Origin of the sequence: Pseudoxanthomonas sp., assembly GCF_027498035.1 — a bacterium.
Classification (GTDB): domain Bacteria; phylum Pseudomonadota; class Gammaproteobacteria; order Xanthomonadales; family Xanthomonadaceae; genus Pseudoxanthomonas_A.
The window spans coordinates 1,707,745-1,724,279 of record NZ_CP114978.1 but is presented as its reverse complement, the minus strand read 5'-3'; the positions used below and the strand labels follow the sequence as shown (position 1 = coordinate 1,724,279).

Annotated in this window: 14 protein-coding genes; 12 read left to right on the top strand and 2 right to left on the bottom strand. The window is 67.3% G+C overall.

Going from position 1 to position 16,535, the window contains the following annotated elements:
- Positions 1 to 30: 30 nt before the first annotated feature.
- A complete protein-coding gene (locus tag O8I58_RS07545; protein WP_298321935.1) occupies positions 31 to 609 on the top strand; it encodes an LON peptidase substrate-binding domain-containing protein in 579 nt (192 codons plus the stop codon).
- A 63-nt stretch (positions 610 to 672) separates the two neighbouring features.
- Here O8I58_RS07545 and O8I58_RS07540 read toward each other — a convergent pair whose 3' ends face one another.
- Complete coding sequence (locus tag O8I58_RS07540; protein WP_298321932.1) at positions 673 to 2,700, bottom strand: bifunctional DedA family/phosphatase PAP2 family protein; 2,028 nt, start codon at positions 2,698 to 2,700, stop codon at positions 673 to 675.
- A 94-nt stretch (positions 2,701 to 2,794) separates the two neighbouring features.
- Between O8I58_RS07540 and O8I58_RS07535 the strand changes: the two genes are divergently transcribed.
- From O8I58_RS07535 to O8I58_RS07490, 10 genes are all read left to right on the top strand, one after another.
- On the top strand, positions 2,795 to 3,613 hold the full coding sequence (locus O8I58_RS07535) for an SDR family oxidoreductase (RefSeq protein WP_298321930.1): 819 nt from the start codon (positions 2,795 to 2,797) through the stop codon (positions 3,611 to 3,613).
- A 30-nt stretch (positions 3,614 to 3,643) separates the two neighbouring features.
- On the top strand, positions 3,644 to 4,078 hold the full coding sequence (locus O8I58_RS07530) for a VOC family protein (protein ID WP_298321928.1): 435 nt from the start codon (positions 3,644 to 3,646) through the stop codon (positions 4,076 to 4,078).
- Between the two features lie 327 nt (positions 4,079 to 4,405).
- Complete coding sequence (locus O8I58_RS07525; protein WP_298321926.1) at positions 4,406 to 5,581, top strand: glycosyltransferase; 1,176 nt, start codon at positions 4,406 to 4,408, stop codon at positions 5,579 to 5,581.
- 9 nt (positions 5,582 to 5,590) lie between these two features.
- Entirely contained in the window at positions 5,591 to 7,501 is a 1,911-nt protein-coding gene (locus O8I58_RS07520; RefSeq protein ID WP_298321924.1) for a glycosyltransferase family 39 protein, read from the top strand.
- Positions 7,502 to 7,608: 107 nt separating this feature from the next.
- Positions 7,609 to 9,030, top strand: coding sequence for a glycosyltransferase family protein (locus O8I58_RS07515; RefSeq protein WP_298322832.1), 1,422 nt, complete (start codon positions 7,609 to 7,611; stop codon positions 9,028 to 9,030).
- Positions 9,031 to 9,104: 74 nt separating this feature from the next.
- Positions 9,105 to 10,331, top strand: a complete 1,227-nt coding sequence (locus O8I58_RS07510; RefSeq protein ID WP_298321922.1) for an acetylornithine transaminase — start codon at positions 9,105 to 9,107, stop codon at positions 10,329 to 10,331.
- Positions 10,332 to 10,620: 289 nt separating this feature from the next.
- Positions 10,621 to 10,818: a zinc-finger domain-containing protein gene (locus O8I58_RS07505; RefSeq protein ID WP_298321920.1), complete on the top strand. Its 198-nt coding sequence runs from the start codon at positions 10,621 to 10,623 to the stop codon at positions 10,816 to 10,818.
- Between the two features lie 10 nt (positions 10,819 to 10,828).
- Positions 10,829 to 11,950, top strand: coding sequence for a glycosyltransferase (locus O8I58_RS07500; RefSeq protein WP_298321918.1), 1,122 nt, complete (start codon positions 10,829 to 10,831; stop codon positions 11,948 to 11,950).
- Entirely contained in the window at positions 11,947 to 13,269 is a 1,323-nt protein-coding gene (locus tag O8I58_RS07495; RefSeq protein WP_298321915.1) for an O-antigen ligase family protein, read from the top strand. The genes O8I58_RS07500 and O8I58_RS07495 overlap by 4 nt, the downstream gene beginning before the upstream one ends.
- Positions 13,253 to 14,152 carry a lysophospholipid acyltransferase family protein gene (locus O8I58_RS07490; RefSeq protein ID WP_298321913.1) on the top strand — a complete coding sequence of 300 codons (900 nt, stop codon included), beginning with the start codon at positions 13,253 to 13,255 and terminating at the stop codon, positions 14,150 to 14,152. Before O8I58_RS07495 ends, O8I58_RS07490 begins: the two co-directional genes overlap by 17 nt.
- Before the next feature lie 85 nt (positions 14,153 to 14,237).
- Here the strand turns inward: O8I58_RS07490 and lpxL are convergent, their stop codons facing one another.
- Entirely contained in the window at positions 14,238 to 15,122 is an 885-nt protein-coding gene (gene lpxL / locus O8I58_RS07485; RefSeq protein ID WP_298322830.1) for an LpxL/LpxP family Kdo(2)-lipid IV(A) lauroyl/palmitoleoyl acyltransferase, read from the bottom strand.
- Between the two features lie 110 nt (positions 15,123 to 15,232).
- Between lpxL and waaA the strand changes: the two genes are divergently transcribed.
- A complete protein-coding gene (waaA, locus tag O8I58_RS07480; protein WP_298321911.1) occupies positions 15,233 to 16,528 on the top strand; it encodes a lipid IV(A) 3-deoxy-D-manno-octulosonic acid transferase in 1,296 nt (431 codons plus the stop codon).
- Positions 16,529 to 16,535 lie beyond the last annotated feature (7 nt).

Sequence of the window (16,535 nt, the reverse complement as noted above, 5' to 3'; positions counted from 1 at the left end):
TGCCTGCCGCGCCGTGTTTACACTGAAGCCATGCCGTCTTCCGAATCCCTGCCGCTGTTCCCGCTGCATACCGTGCTGTTGCCCGGTGCCGGGCTGGGGCTACGTGTGTTTGAACGCCGCTACCTGGACCTGATCCGCGAATGCGGGCGCAGTGGTCGCGGATTCGGCGTGTGTCTGATCCTGGAAGGCGAGGAAGCCGGCAAGCCGGCCACGCCCGCCGCCTACGGCACCGAGGCGACCATCGAGGATTTCTCCACGGGGGAAGATGGCCTGTTGAATCTGCGGTTGCGCGGCGGCCGGCGCTTCCACGTGCAGCGCACCCGCGTGCGTGACAACGGCGTGGTGATGGGCGAAATCGACTGGTGTCTGCCCGAGGGTGATGACGAGCTGCGTCCCGAGCACGGCCTGCTGGCCACGGTGCTGGAAAAGATCTTCGAGAAGGCCGGCGCGACCCCGCCGAACATGCGCGCCAGCGACTTGGACAGCGCCGCATGGGTGGGCTGGCGATTGGCCGAACTGCTGCCGTTGACCGATGCCCAGCGCCTGGCGGTGCTGCAGGAAGACGATCCGCACGCACGGCTGGATCGCCTGCTGGCCTTGATGGCGTAGGGCGGGTCTTGACCCGCCATTGCAGCGGCCTTTGAATCCAAGGAAGGTGGGTTGCGACCCGCCCTACGGCTGCGCAGGCAACGGAGTCCTTGGGCCGGGGCCAAGGTGATCGGTGCGCATGCGCAGCACCGGCAAACCGGTGGCCGGATGTGGCGAGGTCGCCTGCGGCAGGTCCTTCACCGCATGGGTCAGGACATCCAGCGAGGCATCGGCATCGGGCAATGGCCGCCACAGGGCAATCAGCCCGAACAGGGTCTGGTGGCGCAGGGTCTGCGCGCCACCGATCCACAGCGGTGTCTGATCGGGCTGCAATAGCATGGGCGTGGCCCACAGGCGCAGCGCGTACTGCTGGTCCGGGGCCGGGCCAGGCTTGAGCATCAGCAGGCTTTCGGCGTGGGTGTCCAGGGTTGCCGGCAGCACCGGATGTTCCTGCGGCGGGACGTTGCTGTTGAGCAGCTGCAGGGCGCGTTCCCAGCCGGCCTGCGGCTGCAGGCGCCAGCCATCGGCCTCCAGGCGATGTACCAGTGGTTGCAGCGGGCCGGCGACCTGCACGTCCAGCGGCCAGCGCTGTTCGTCGTCGAATTCATTGCGGGTGGCGGGCAGGGCGCGCCAGGCATCGCTCCACCAGTCAGCCAACGGTCGGGCGACATTGGTGACCGGCGCTTCGAACTGCGACAGCATCCGATCCACCGCGCGCGGCCCGTGCCACAGCGCCGCCGCGGCGAACACGCCGTAGAAGATCCATGCCAGCGGCTTGATCCACATCGACCGGCTCGTGCGGCGGCGATAGGCCACGCCCAGGATCAGCAGCCAGACCACGCCGAGCAGGGTGCCGCCGACCACATCACTCAGCCAGTGCGCGCCCAGGTACACGCGCGCGAAGCCGATGGTGGCGACCACCACACCGGCCACCAGGTATGGCCAGATCCGGTCACGCCCCGGCAGTTCGCGGGCGATCAGTACCGCGAAGAAGCCGAAGATGATCGTGGTCATCGTCACGGCGATCGAGGGGAAGCCGAAGCCGCTGGCCACCGTCGGTGGCTTGGGGATGTCGATCATCACGCCCAGCCAGGCGGTCAACGCCAGGCCGAAGGCGATAGCGGCGATCCAGTGGCCCGCGGCTAGCCAACGCTTGCGCCAGGCCAGGTAGCCCAGCACCGCCAGGCTGGTGGGCGCGAGCACGTCGGCATCGCCCAGCGCGGCAAACGCCGCCAGCGGACGGTCGGCCAAGGGATTGCGCAAGCTGTGCATCAGTTCGAACAGCCACAGGTCCAGCGCCAGTGGCTTGCCGTGGCCCACGACCAGCGCCAGGAAGCCGAACAGCACCCAGGCCACCACCATCAGTGCCACCGCCAGGACCGCCAGTGACACGGTTTCGCGCCGGTTCGGGTCGAACACCGCCACCGAATAGCGCCCCAGCACCGGGTGCGCGCGCGACCAGGTCAATCCGCGTGCCAGCAGCGCATCGGCATGGGCGGCGAACCAGCGATAGGTGTAGAGCACCACCGCCCAGATCAGCGCGAGCACCACCAGCAACAGCGCCACCACCACCGCCAGGCGTCCAGCGACCGCGGCCACGGCATCGTAGGCATGGCCCAGCGCCCAGCCCGGCAGCAGGAACAGGAGACCCCACGACAGTCCAGCGGCCGCGCTGGCCGGCAGGTAGCGCCGCAGCGGCATGTGCGCCATGCCGGCCACGGCTGGGACGAATGGGCGGATCGGCCCGACATAGCGGGCCACGAAGATCGCCTTGAGGCTGTTGCGCCGGAACAGGCGTTCGCCGCGTTCCAGGAACTGCGGATATTTGCTGAAGGGCCAATGCCCGCGCAGCTGCGTGCCCCAGCGCCGGCCCACCCAGAAGCTGATGCCGTCACCGACGAACGCCCCCAGCGCCGCGCAGAGCACCGCATACGGCCCGGAGAGTTCGCCCAAGCCGATCAGCACGCCGACGCCGATCAGCAGTGGCAGCGCAGGCACGATCGCGCCCACGATGATCAGTGAATCGGACAGGGCAATGAGAAACACCACCGCGCCGGCTGCGACCGGATGTGCGGTGATCCAGTCGAGCAGTCCATCGAACCAGGAATCCATCGGCCGCATTATAGGAAGCTCTGGCTGTCCGGCCCGTTAGACTTGCCGCTCCAGCGGACCGGCGCGTGTGCCTCCGCGCACAGGACCACTGTCCATGACCACATTGTCAGGCAAGACCCTCTTCATTACCGGTGCCTCGCGCGGCATCGGCCTGGCCATCGCCCTGCGCGCGGCGCGCGACGGGGCCAACGTGGCCATCGCCGCCAAGTCGTCGGTGCCCAATCCCAAGTTGCCCGGCACCATCCACACCGCCGCGCAGGCGGTGAACGATGCCGGCGGCAAGGGCCTGGCCCTGCAGTGCGACATCCGCGAGGAAGACCAGGTGCGCGCCGCGGTATCCGCCACGGTCGACACCTTTGGCGGCATCGACATCCTGGTCAACAACGCCAGCGCGATCTGGCTGCGCGGTGCGCTGGACACGCCGATGAAGCGCTTCGACCTGATGCAGCAGGTCAACAGCCGCGGCAGTTTCCTGTGCGCGCAGGCCTGCCTGCCGCACCTGTTGAACGCGCCCAATCCGCACATCCTGACCCTGTGCCCGCCACCGTCGCTGGACCCGAAGTGGTGGGGTCCGCACACCGGCTACACCCTGGCCAAGATGGGCATGAGCCTGGTCACCCTGGGCCTGGCCGCCGAGTTCGGCCCGCAGGGCGTGGCGGTCAACGCGCTGTGGCCGCGCACCCTGATCGGCACCGATGCGCTGAACATGATCCCGGGCGTGAGTACCGCCAATGGCCGCTCGCCCGAAGTGATGGCCGATGCCGCGCACGCGATGCTGGTGCGGCCGGCGGCCGGCTTTAGTGGTCAGTTCCTGATCGACGACGAAGTGCTGGCCGCGGCCGGCGTCACCGACCTGTCCGGCTATGCCATCGATCCCAGCCAGCCGCTGCTGCCGGATTTGTTCCTGGACTGAATCCTTCCCTTATCGGAGCCTGTTGCCACGATGAAGTACCTGCACACCATGATCCGCGTCCGTGACCTGGACGCGACCACCCGCTTCTTCACCGAAGGGCTGGGCTTGAAGCAGACCCAGCGCAAGGACAGCGAGGCGGGTCGGTACACCCTGGTGTATTTCGGCGCGCCGGAGAACCCGGAAGCCGAGGTCGAACTGACCTACAACTGGCCGGGCGAGGACGGTAGCGTCGAGGACTACGGCAGTGCCCGCAACTTCGGCCACCTGGCCTTCGAGGTGGACGATATCTACGCTACTTGTGCGCACCTGCAGGCGATGGGCATCACCATCAACCGGCCGCCGCGCGACGGCCACATGGCCTTCGTCCGCAGCCCGGACCTGATCTCCATCGAACTGCTGCAGAAGGGCGGCGCGCTGCCACCGGCCGAGCCGTGGGCCTCGATGGCCAACACCGGCGTGTGGTGAGCGGAAGAGTCGACACTTAACTACGATTTGGTGCCGGGCCGTGGCAGATAGTGTCGTTTCGCGGATAAAATCCGCCACGCATTGACGGAAAAGGCTTCCAGAACAGGCATTTATAGTCAATTCAAGCGCAGGGCCGCCGGACGGTTTAGCTTGCGCTGCGGTCATGACGAAAGTCACGGCTCCCGGAAAGCCAGGCTGGCATCCGGTCCTTTCGATGTGCACGAGCTGTCCAGAGCGACACCCGTGCACGTGACACAGGTGCATGACAGGTTCGGCGGTTTGATGCCGGGCGTTGGAGTGCCTTTTGCCTAGTTTTCTGGAATCTGCATGACGTTCGATCAGCGCATCCCCCGGCGTGAGGCGGCTCCCGAAGTCTCCGTTGTCATCTGTACCCTCAACGAACATGAAGCCATTGGCGGTGTCCTGCGCGAGCTGGATGGCGCGCTGGCGCATTGCCAGCACGAAGTCATCGTGGTGGATGATTCGACCGATGATCGCACCGCGCAGGTGGTGCAGGGCTATGCGCAGACCCACCCGTGGGTGCGGTTGCTGCGTCGGCAGGGCGGTCGCGGGTTGGCATCGGCAGCGGTCGCTGGCTGGGACGCGGCGCGCGGACGCACCTTGGCGTTGATGGACGGTGATGGCCAGCACGATCCGCAGCTGATCGCGCGGATGCTGGACGATACCGCGGCCTTGGGTAGCGAGGTGGTGATCGCCAGCCGCTACCTTGAATCCTCCGCGTCGGGACTTGGGCTGGTGCGCCATGTGGGCAGTCGCATCACCACTGGCATCTCGCGCCTCCTGCTCGGCCTGAAGGTGGCCGATCCCATGAGCGGCTGCTTCCTGATGACCCGCAACTGGTACCAGCAGGTCCGTCCGCAGCTGACGGCACTGGGGTTCAAGATTCTGATCGACGTGCTGGCCTCGGGTGCGCGCCGGCCGCAGGTCTCGCAGGTGCCGACCCAGTTGCGCGAGCGCAACGGCGGCACCTCGAAGCTGGACCTGCGCGTGGTGCTGGAACTGGGCGCGCAGCTGTTCGAGAAAGCCACACGCGGAATGGTGCCGGCGCGCATGGCGCTGTTCTTTGGCGTGGGCATCAGCGGCTTGGGCGTGCACCTGGCAACGCTGTCGCTGGCGACCTGGACGGGACGTCCGTTCTGGCTGGCCCAGCTGGTGGCGATCTGGCTGGCAATGAGTTGGAACTTCGCGCTCAACAACCTGCTGACCTTCCGCGACCGACGCCTGCATGGCGTGGCGGCGCTGCGTGGCCTGCTGGTGTTCTACGCGGCCTGCCTGAGTGGCGCGATCCTGAGCGAAGCGCTGGGCGTGGGCGCGGCGTGGATCGGCGCGCCGTGGTTCGTGGCCGGCATCGGCGGGGCGTTGATCGCCGGTGTGTGGAACTATCATCTGGCCAAGCGGGCGGCCTGGGGGACGGAGGTCGAGGTCACGATGGCGCCGTCGATCACCGAACCCGCCGCCGCATCGGCGACCCAAGAGCACTGATCCGACCCTATGCAGCCTGCTTTACACGACGCGCCAGCCACGCGGTGGCCCGCGCTCGCCTATGCGCTGGTTGCCGTGATCGCCTGCGTGTTCGCCTTCGTCGGCCTGGACCGCAGCAACTTCTGGACCGATGAGCTGTTCACGCTGCACGTGATCGGCCATGACGGCGGCCTGGCGGAAGTCTGGCGCCGTGCACTGACCGACACCCATCCGCCGCTGTACTACTTCGGCCTGTATGGCTGGAGCAAGCTGGGTGGCACGGGCGAGTGGTGGCTGCGCCTGCCCAGTGCGGTGTTCGCGGTGCTGGCGCTGGCGGTCACCGCGCGGGCGCTGTGGCGGCGTTTCAGCCCGGCGGCGATCGGTTTTGCGCTGGCGGCCCCGTCGGTGTCGATGTTCTGGTTCGAACAATCGCAGAACGCGCGCAGCTACACGCTGTCGATGCTGATTTCGGCGGGCCTGCTGTCCAGCGCGCTGGCGTTGCGGGATCGCTGGCATGCGGATCGTCGTTTCCCCGTGTGGCACCTGTTGCTGGTGTTCGTGCTGGGCCTGGTCGGTGGGCTGACCCATTCCTATTTGCTGCTCGGCGCCGGCATGGTGCTGGCCTGGCTGCTGTGGGTGATCCCGGACCTGCGCGTGCGCGCCACCGTGGTCGTCGCTGGCCTGCTGATCCTGGCGGCCAACGCGGCCTATGTGTGGGTGCTGCTGCACGCCACCACGCAGGACGTGCATGGCGGGCTATGGTTCGACACGGGCGCGAAATTCTTCTGGGGCCAGACCCGGATGGCCAAGCGCGATCTGGCCGTTGCCGCTGCCGGGATGGCTGTGAACCTGTTGCTGCTGGCTGCGCTTTGGCGTCTACGGCGAGGTGGTCGCAAGGCATTGGCATCGCGGGTGCCCGGTGGCGGTCGTGATGCTGCGCAGCTGTCGGTGTTCGTGCTGCTCGGGGTGATCGTCAGTGGCATCGTCATCAGCTACCTGATCGCGCCTTCGTATTCGGCGCGCAACCTGCTGACGGCCTCGCCATTTGCATGGGTGCTGCTGGCGTGGCTGTACGACGCGGCAGGCCCCCGCCTGCTGACGCGGACCAGCCAGGCGATGGCGGCGTTGCTGGTTTTGCTGGTGGCGGCGAATCTGTCATTGCTGTCCGGGCGCTTCATCGAACGCAACGAAACCTGGCGCAACTCGGCGCAGTTCGTTGCCGGGATGCCCGGCTGTTCGGGGCAGGAGGTTGCGGTGATGCAACCCTACAAGTTCGGCCCCGACACGCCTGCCTACCGGGAGCTGGCGGCGCGGGACTTCTACGGGCATTACGCGGCACCAGGAACGCCAATCCATGCATGGATGCCGTTGGAGCTGGTTGGACGTGATCCGGTTCCAGTGCTGTCGCAACAGTTGGCCCGCAATGCAGGGCATGCCGGTACGGCGGGCTGCGCATTGCTGGTCTGGGGCGTGCACGACCTGACCCGTGAAAGTGCGCTAGTCCTGGCACAGGGTCTGGTGCGTGTGCCTGGTGTCGCGCCACGACGTGTAGCGGTGCAGACCTTCCTGCGCGCGCGGCGCGGCTCGCTGAAATGGCGGATGATTCCCGACGGTTTCGTGTTCTATGCATTGCCACCGTCAGCCAGTGGTGCCGCGCCGACTGATCCGGGCGCGCTGGTCCAGATGCGACCGGGTGTACTGGGTGATCGCCACGTCGTGAGCCTGCTGGAAACGGGGAATGCGCAGGAAGGCGCGCAACGCCCGACGGCTGCTACCTTCCTGATGCAGCGTTACCCTGGTGGAGGCGGGCGCGCCCAGGTGGCGATCGAGGCTGCGCCGCCGGTCAATTGCGATGTGCCCACGCACGCGGGTAATGATGTTCGCCCGGACCCTCTGGGAGGGGAATGCTCCGCCCGGGATACAGGTAAGTCGGTGGATTAAGTCGCCGGCCGGGTCATTGGCCCGACTTTCTTATTGCATGGATGTAATCGTTGATGCCTGTTCCTAATTACTCGAAATTTGCATGGTGCACGCCAGTCCGCTTGACCGTGGCGGTGTTGTTGCTTGCGCTCGCACTGCGATTGCTTGCGATGCTGCCGGTCAATTTCCATCATCCCGATGAGGTATGGCAGTATTTGGAGCCGGCCTATCACCTGGCGTTCGGGCATTGGGTCGTGGCGTGGGAATATCGCGATGGCATCCGCACCTGGTTGATTCCGGCGATGCTGGCCGGACCGATGTGGCTAGGCAACCTCATCGACCCAGGTAGCCAGTTGTACCTGACGCTCCCGCGTTTGTTGCTCGTGTTGTTGTCACTGTCAATCGTGGTGAGCGCCACAATGATGGGATTGCGACTCTCGCGGCTTCACGCGGCGATGGCGGGTCTGGTCATGGCGACCTGGGCAGAGCTGCTGTACTTCAGTTCGCGGGCCATGTCCGAACCGGTTTCAGTAGCACTGTTCCTGCCTGCCGCGTTGCTGCTGACTGGTGAAAGGGAACGACGCTCGCGGATGAGCTACCTGGCCGCTGGCATCCTGCTTGGACTGTGTTTTTCCGTCCGCTTTCAACTTGCTCCGGCCCTTGCCGTGCTGGCGCTGTGGGCGTGTGGCGCTCGCTGGCGTGCATGGTCATGGTTGGTGGCCGGGGCGTTGCTGGGGCTTGGATTGGATGCCGTGGTCGATGCACTGGTGGGTGGGCATCCCCCGCTACGCTGGATCTACGAGAATTTCCGGATCAATCTGGTCGAAAAGAAGAGCGCCAGCTTCGGGACCGAGCCCTGGTACTGGTATCTGCAGCAGATCGGCGGGTTGTGGAAGTACACATCGCTTGTGCTGGTGCCGCTGATTTTCCTGGGTGCCCGGCGATATCCGGTGCTGCTCGCGGTGGCGTTGGTGAACGTGCTGGCGCATTCGCTGATTCCCCACAAGGAATACCGCTTCATTCTGTTGAGCGCGGTGTTGCTGGTACTGCTGGCTGCCATCGGAAGCGCCGACCTGATGCTCCGCTGGGCGCATGGTGATCAGCAAAAACTACGCAGAAATGTGCTGATTGGGATTGCGTTCTGGTGTCTGGCATCGTGGCTGCTGGCATATCACAGTCCGCTGAAACGCTTCTGGAAAAGTGGCCGTCCGTTGATCGAAGCCATGCAGCTTGCAGGGGCGGATCCAAAAGCCTGCGGGTTGGCGCTGTACCAGCCGCCTTACCCATTGACTGCCAATTACGTGTATTACCATCGCGACACTCCGATCTACCTATTCAATACGCCGGAAGATCGTGGGGCAGCCATGCGTTATCGCGGGGCATTCGATACGGTGTTGTCGCTTCCCGGCGTGGGTGCACTTTCTCCCGAATATGCATTGCTGGGCTGCACCAGCAAGGAGTATTGCGTCTACCGAAGGCCCGGGGAATGCAGCGGTACGGTGCCGGAGGACTACGACGGGAATGTCGCGCTTGAGCGACTGGGCAAGTAGCTGCGGGGCAGATACCGCATAGGGCGGCGATGCGCGACAATGCGCGGCTTCCCGCCCACACAAGGTTCGCCGCCATGACCGCCGCTTCCGACCTCATCGCCTCTGCCAAACGCTACACGCTGCCGGTCTATCGCCAGCGCGAGCTGGTGCTGGAGCGAGGCCAGGGCGTGCGCGTCTGGGACAGCGAAGGCCGCGAGTACGTGGACCTGTCGGCGGGCATCGCCGTGTGCGGTCTGGGTCACAACGATCCGGATCTGGTGGCGGCGCTGGTCGAACAGGCCGGCAAGCTGTGGCACACCAGCAACATCTTCTACACCGAGCCGCCGCTGCGCCTGTCGCAGGAACTGGTCGAAGCCTCGCGCTTCGCCACCCGCGCGTTCCTGTGCAACTCCGGCGCCGAGGCCAACGAGGCCGCGATCAAGCTGGTGCGCAAGTGGGCCACCGACCAGGGGCGCAGCCCGGACAAGCGCGTCATCGTCACGTTCCGCGGCAGTTTCCACGGTCGCACGCTGGCGACGGTCACCGCGACCGCGCAGCCCAAGTACCAGGAAGGCTACGAGCCGCTGCCCGGTGGTTTCCGCTACGTCGATTTCAACGATCTGCCCGCGCTGGAACAGGCGATGGCGGCTGGCGATGTCGCCGCGGTGATGCTCGAGCCCATCCAGGGCGAAGGTGGCGTGGTGCCGGCCGCGCCGGGCTACCTGAAAGCCGTCGAGGCGCTGTGTCGCCAGCACGATGCACTGCTGGTGCTGGACGAGATCCAGACCGGCATGGGCCGTACCGGAACGTTGTTCGCCTTCTGGCAGGACGACGTCACGCCGGACATCGTGACCCTGGCCAAGTCGCTCGGCGGCGGCATGCCGATCGGCGCGATGCTGGCCGGTCCACGCGTGGCCGAGACCATGCAGTTCGGTGCGCACGGCACCACCTTCGGCGGCAATCCGCTGGCCAGTGCCGTGGCCCGCGTGGCCCTGGCCAAGCTGGGCTCGGACGCGATCGCCGAGAATGTCGAACACCAGGCTGTCGCCCTGCGTGCCGCGCTGGCCAAGCTGGACGCCGAGCTGGGCCTGTTCTCCGAGGTGCGTGGCCGCGGCCTAATGGTCGGCGCGGTGCTGCGCCCGGAATACGCCGGCCAAGCCGCCGCGATCCTCGACCAGTGCGCGGCCCATGGCTTGCTGTTGCTGCAGGCCGGACCGGACGTGCTGCGCTTCGTGCCGGCGTTGAACATCACCGGCGAGGAGCTGGCCGAAGGCATTGCGCGCCTGGAGCAGGCGTTGCGCGCCTGGCTTGGGGCGCGCTGAGCCGGCTGGCAGGCGGGCCCGGCTTGTGTGGGACCACCGTGGTCGGCGATGAAGTCTTTCGGGTAGCCCCATCGCCACTGAAGCGGCTCCCACCTGTAGAGCGGAGCTCGCTCCGCTGGAGCTTTTCTCACGAACCCAACGCAAGAGCAGCGGAGCAAGCTCCGCTCTACAGGGAGGGCGCGAGGGGATTTGAGGAGACAGTGGGCCACCGCAGGTTTTCGAGCGGTCTCGCCGCGGCCTGGCTGCTAGAATCTGCAGTCTTCACGGTCCGCGTCAGAACCCCATCGCCATGAGCCAAACCGCCACTGCACCGGCCAACGCCGAAAAGCGCTACACCGTTTCCCGTGCCGATCTGCCGCTGAGCTGCCCGCTGCCGTCGATGGCGCTGTGGAACTCGCATCCGCGCGTCTACCTGCCGATCGAAGACGCGCCCAACGGCGAAGCGGACTGCCCGTACTGCGGTTCGCATTTCGTCCTTGCCGACTGAGCGCAGCACTTTGGCGCGCCGCCGTCTGACGGTGGTGCAACTGCTGCCGGCGTTGCAGTCCGGTGGCGTCGAGCGTTCCACCCTGGAAATCGCCAACGCGCTGGTCGCTGCCGGTCAGCGCGCCATTGTCGTGTCCGCGGGCGGACGACTGGTGCCGATGCTGGAAGCCTCCGGCGCGCAACACGTCACCCTGGACATCGGCCGCAAATCGCTGCGCACCCTGGGCCGGATCCTGCCGCTGCGGCGCTTGTTCGAACGCGAGCGCCCCGACATCGTCCATGCCCGTTCGCGATTGCCGGCCTGGCTCGGCTGGGGCGCGCTGCGCGGTATGCCGGTGGAGGCGCGGCCGCATTTCGTCACCACCGTGCACGGGCTCAATTCGCCCGGTCGCTACAGCGCGATCATGACCCGCGGCGAGCGGGTGATCTGCGTCTCCGACACCGTGCGTCGCTACGTGCTCCAGCACTATCCGCAGACCGATTCGGCGCGGCTGCGGGTGATTCCGCGCGGACTGGATCCCACGCAATTCCCACGTGCGGCATGGCCTGATGTCGGCATGCGTGCGCAGGTGGTTGAACAATTCCCGGAACTCGCAGGTGCTGGTCCACTGCTGTTGCTGCCCGGGCGTGGCACCCGCCTGAAAGGCCATGCCGATGGCCTGCAGCTGCTCGCAACGCTGCGCGCTGAAGGGTTGGATGCACGCCTATGGCTGCCCGGCGCACGTGAGGCGGGGCGTGAGGCCTACATCGGCGAGCTTGAACAGCTGGCCGAGCGCCTGGGCATCACCGGTGCGGTCGCCTTCACCCCGCCCACCGCGCAGATCGCGCAGGCGTATGCGGCCAGCGACCTGGTGCTGCAGCTCTCGCGCAAGCCCGAATCGTTCGGCCGGACCGTGATCGAAGCGCTGTCGGTCGGTCGCCCGGTGCTGGGTTGGGCCCATGGCGGCGTGGGCGAACTGCTGGCCGAACTGCAGCCTTCCGGCGCGGTGCCGCCGTTCGATGCCGATGCGTTGGCAGCGTCGGCGCGGCTACTGTTGGGATCACCACCATCGTTGCCGGCTACCATGCCCTATACGTTGTCCGCGATGCAGGACGCCACGTTGTCGCTCTATCAGGAACTCGTCGCCCCATGACCACGCCCGCCGCCGAACTCCGCCTTGCACCGCGCGCCGATGGCTGGCGCTGGGCGCCGGCGTGGATTCTGCTGTTCGTGGCGCTATGGCCGGCGCCGGCTTATGCCGAAGGCGTGCTGGTGCTGGGTGCGCTGGCGGCGCTGTTCCAGCTGGTGCTGCGTCGCTTCCGCGGCGGCGACCGCCTGCTCAGCAACCAAGCCTGGGCGCTGACCAGCGTGATGTTCTTCGCCTATTGGGCGCCGGAACTGATCTCGGCCTTCGATGCGGTCGACCGGGGCCGCGCCTGGGGCGATACCGCCACCGACCTGCGCTATCTGCCGTTCCTGTGGCTGGTGGCCTCGGCCGTGGCCAACGAGCGCGGCCGCCGCATCACCTTCGGTGGGTTGGCGATCATCGTGGCGGTGTGGACGCTCGATGCACTGGCGCAGGTCGTGTCCGGCACCAGCCCGCTGTTCTTCGGCATCGATGCGCTCAAGCAGGTCATCAGTGGCCATCCGATGTGCTCGGTGGAGGCAACCGTCGCGGTCGACCGGCTCAGTGGTTTCCTCGGGCCGTGCAACCTCAAGCTGGGCCTGGTGCTGGCCAGCCTGTCGCCGTTCGGGTTGTTCGCGGCAGGGCGGAAGTTTGGCCTGGCTGGGTGGCTGGTCGCCGCCGCCGCGATGGGCATCGTGGTGCTTCTGGCGGGCGCGCGCGCGGCCTGGATCACCTATGCGCTGGTGCTGCTGTTCTCCGGCTGGCGCTTGCTGGGCTGGAAGAAGCTGCTGGGCGTGTTCATCGCAGCCACGGTGTTGCTGGTCGGCATGGCACTGGTGTCACCGCAGCTGGCGCACCGGGTACAGCTGACCACCGCGGCGATGGCCGCCGACGAAACCGGCGTCGACGTCGCGTTGTCCGGTCGCGCGCGCATCTGGCAGGCGGCGGGCTGCATGATTTCCGAACACCCCATCAACGGCGTGGGCGTGCGCAACTTCCGCGATGTCTTCCCGGCCTGCGATCCAACGCCGACGGTCGCACCGGCCTGGGGCCATGGGCCGGCGCTGCATGCGCACCAGATCGTGCTGGAAATCCTGGCCGAAACCGGCGTGATCGGCTTGCTGTTGTGGCTGGCCGGCGCGGCGCTGGCCTGGCGCGCGTGGCGCTATGCGTCGATGGAGGCGCGTGACCGCGCGCGTCCGGCGATGCTGGCGCTGGCGGTGACGGTGTTCCCGTTCAACACGCACCTGGCGTTCTATTCCACCTTCTGGGGTGGGTTGTCGCTGCTGCTGGCTGCCCTGTACTCGGGCAGCCTGCTGGCCCGCCACGATGCCGACGCGCCCTGAGCCAAGCTGCTGGTTGGCCGCACCGCTGCGCTGGGCCTGCCGCGGCATCGCGCGGTTGCCGCAACCGCGCCTGTTGCAGCTGGGGGCGGTGCTGGCGTGGCTGCTGACGCCATTGCTGGCCGGGCGTCGGCGCATCGCGCGGATCAACTTGGCGCTGTGTTTTCCCGAGCTCGACCCTGCGGCGCGCGAAGCGCTGGTCCGCGCCAACACCCGCGACAGCGTCACCGGTTTGCTGGAAATGGCGCGGGCCTGGTACGCGCCTGCGTCCGCCTTGCGCGGCATGGCCGACGTGGAAGGGCTGGAACACCTGCAGGCCGCGCGCGAACACGGTCGCGGTGTGCTGCTGCTGACGGCCCATTTCCCGCACCTGGACCTGGGTGCGCGATTGCTGGGCGAGGTGCTGGGTGAACCGCTGAATGGGATGGTCCGGCGCCTGGGCGGCAACTGCGGCGAACGGATGATGCAGGAGGGCCGGCGCGCGGCCTTTGCCACCGTCATCGGCAAGAAGGATGTACGCGGCCTGCTGCGCGTCTTGTCGCGCGGCGGCATGGTGGTCTATCTGGCCGATCAGAACTTCACCTACAACAGCGCCTTCGTGCCGTTCTTCGGCGTGCAGGCGGCGACCCTGACCACCACGCTGGAGCTGGCGCACCGCGCGGGCGTGGCGATCGTGCCGCATTGGTGCCAGCGGCTGGAGGATGGTCGCTACCGGGTGCGGTTCGATGCGCCCTGGGATGAGGCCAGCGGCACCGATCCCGTTGCCTTTGCCGCGCGCTACATGCGCGAGTTGGAAGCGGTCATTCGCCAGCATCCGGCACAGTACCTATGGTGGCACCGGCGCTTCAAGACCCGTCCGGAAGGTGAAGTTTCGCCTTACCTGTAGGAGCGGCCCATGGCCGCGATTGGCTTTACCGGGAGAGCGTCATCGCGGCCATGGGCCGCTCCTGCAATCGGGCGCCCCCGATGATTTACCGGTACAGCGCGCCGCGGCCGTCGGGCTGGCGCTTGAAGCGCCGATGGATCCACAGGTACTGCTCGGGCACTGCGCGGATCATTGCTTCGATCGCCGCCATCACCCGCGCCGTATCGGCGGTCGCATCCTTGGATGGGAAATCTTCGAACGGCGGCGACAGCCGCAGCGTGTAGCCGCCATCGGGCCTACGCACATGGGCGAAGGCGATCACCGCCGCGCCGGACAGTCGCGCCAGCTGGTGGGTGGAAGTCAGGCTGTAGGCCGGCCGGCCGAAGAACGGCACGAACACGCTGTCGCCGCGGCGCGTGTCCTGGTCTGGTGCGAACCACAACAGGCCGCCTTGCTTGAGGTGCTTGAGCGCCGGTCGCAGTTCCTCGCGGCCGAACATCGCGGTGGCGTAGCGCAGCCGGCCACGCTTGACCGCCCATTCCATCGCGCCGGTCGCGTGCGGGCGGTACATGCCGGCCAGCGGCGCGTAGTCGCACATCAACCGGGCGGACAGTTCCAGTGTGGTGAAGTGGCCGGAAATCACGATCACCCCGCGCCCGCCGGCCTGCGCGGCCTTCAGGTGCTCCAGGCCTTCCACGCGCAGGTCCTTGCGCATCGGCGCCACGTCGCCCCACCAGGCGCGCGAGAACTCGAACATCGCCGTGCCCAGCGCGGTGAAGGCATGGTCCAGCAGGCGCGCGCGTTCGGCAGGCGCCATGTCCGGGAAGCACAGCTCCAGGTTGCGCGCGGCGACCTTGCGACGTGAGCCCAGCGCGATTTTCAGCAAGGCGCCCAGCGGCCGGCCCAGCGCGCGCTGCAGTGGCCAGGGCAGGCGTGCGATCAGCGCGGAAAAGCCCACCCCAAGCCAGGTCAGCCAGGTCGAAGGCTGCATCGGTGGCGGGCCGGGATCGAACGGGGTGGCCTGGCGCGGCGCGGCTTCGGCAGGGCGATCAGTCATGCGGCCATTGTAGCCGGCTGCCTTTTTCGTATCCTTGCCGACCAATGCGTCGTGACCTGACTGAAATTTGGTTGCGTGCCCTGTATTCGGCCGTGCTCTACGTGCTGACGCCGGCCACGGTCTACCACCTGATCTGGCGCGGCTTCCGCGTTCCGGGCTATTTCCAGCGCTGGGGCGAGCGCTACGCGGCCTGGAGCGGGCTGCCGCACGACGTGGATGTGTGGGTGCACGCGGTGTCGGTGGGCGAGGTCAATGCCGCCGCGCCGGTGGTCGATGCGCTGCGCCGCGACCATCCGCACTTGAAGCTACTCATCACCACCATCACCCCGACCGGTTCGGACCGCGTGCGCGCGCTGTGGGGCGATGGCGTGTTGCATGTCTACGCGCCGTACGACCTGCCGGGCGCGGTCGGGCGCTTCCTCAAGCATTTCCGCCCTGGCGTGGCGCTGGTGATGGAAACCGAGCTGTGGCCCAACCTGCTGCTGGGTTGCCGGGCGCGCGGCATCCGCACCTATATCCTCAACGCGCGGCTGTCGGCGCGCTCGCTGCGTGGCTACCGGGTGCTGGCGCCGTTGATCCGGCGTGTGGTCGCCAGCGTGCATCGCATTGGTGCGCAGTCGGTGGCCGATGGCCAACGCTTCGTGCACCTGGGCGCGGCACCGGAGGCCATCGTCGAGACCGGCAACCTGAAGTTCGACATCGCTGCGCCGACCGGCCTGGATGCATTGGTCGCGCAGTTCCGCGGCCAGGTTGGTGCGCGGCCGGTGTGGATCGCGGCCAGCACCCATCCGGATGAAGAAGCCGCTGTGGTGGCAATCCACCGCAAGCTGCTGGCGCGTTTTCCCGACTTGTTGATGCTGTGGGCGCCGCGCCATCCCGAGCGCTTCGCTCGTGCCGCCGAGCTGGCCCAGGGCGCGGGCTGGCAGGTGGGTCGGCGTAGCGTCGCAGGCTGGCCGCGCGAAGGCGATCAGGTCTTCGTGCTGGATACGCTGGGCGAGCTGATGGCGTTCTACGCCTGTGCCGACGTAGCTTTCGTCGGCGGCAGCCTGCAGGCGATCGGCGGGCACAACCTGCTGGAACCGGCGGCGGTGGGCACGGCGATGGTCACCGGCCCGCACCTGCATAACTTCGTCGAAATCTCGCGTCGCCTGCAGGAAGCCGGCGCGCTCGAGATCGGCAAGAGCGCCGAAGAGGTCGGCGAGCTGCTCGAATCGCTGCTGGCCGATGCGCCGCGCCGCCAGCACATGGCCACCGAAGGCCGGCTCCTGGTTGAACGCGGGCGTGGCGCGCTGGGCCTGACCATGGCGATGATCCGCCCCGACCTGGCGCCGGTGGCCTAGCGACGGC